Annotated in this window: 1 protein-coding gene; it reads left to right on the top strand. The window is 44.2% G+C overall.

Annotated elements, in window-relative coordinates; genetic code table 11:
• Positions 1-770, top strand: a 770-nt coding sequence (locus AC6UDB_RS06920; protein ID WP_500709538.1) for a mucin-binding protein, incomplete at both ends; no start/stop codon positions are given.

The raw sequence follows: 770 nt of genomic DNA, 5'->3' as shown, positions 1-770 counted from the left end.
AAAGAAGTTACGCCAGATAACCCCGGACAACCAGGTCAGCCAGTTGATCCCAATAACCCAACTGGACCGAAGTATCCAGATGGAACTGGTGTAAATGACCTGACTAAGAACATTACGAGAACCATCCACTACGTCTACGCTGACGGTAGTAAGGCCGCAGATGACCAAGTAGAAACGGTTACGTTTAACAGAACGGCCACCTTTGATGAAGTAACTGGTGAGATAACTTATGGTGCTTGGACATCTGACAATGATGTCTTTAGTTCGGTTGATTCACCAGCCATTACGGGATACACTCCTGATCAAGCGACCGTTGGTGCTTTAACTGCCACCGCTGATACTAAAAATTCAGATGTTAAAGTCACATACACTGCTAACGATGAGCAAGCTCACGTTCAGTATATTGACCAAGATGACAACAACCGGGTTATTACTACTGACAATCTAACTGGTAAGTTTGGTTCTAAGTCTGATTACTCAACCAAAGATGAGATCGCTAAGTTAGAGGCTCAAGGCTACGAATTAGTCACTGATGGTTATCCAAATGGCTACGAATTTAATACCGATAATCCAACTTTCAAGGTTATCTTTAAGCACAAGACTAAGACCGTTACACCAGACAATCCAGGACAACCAGGTCAGCCAGTTGATCCAAATAATCCAACTGGACCGAAGTACCCAGATGGAACTGGCGTAAATGACTTGACTAAGAACATTACGAGAACGGTGCACTACGTCTACGCTGACGGTAGTAAAGCCTCCGATGATCG

The sequence above is a fragment of the Fructilactobacillus sp. X3R2C1 genome, from assembly GCF_059901235.1.
This window is presented reverse-complemented; position numbering and strand designations above follow the sequence as displayed.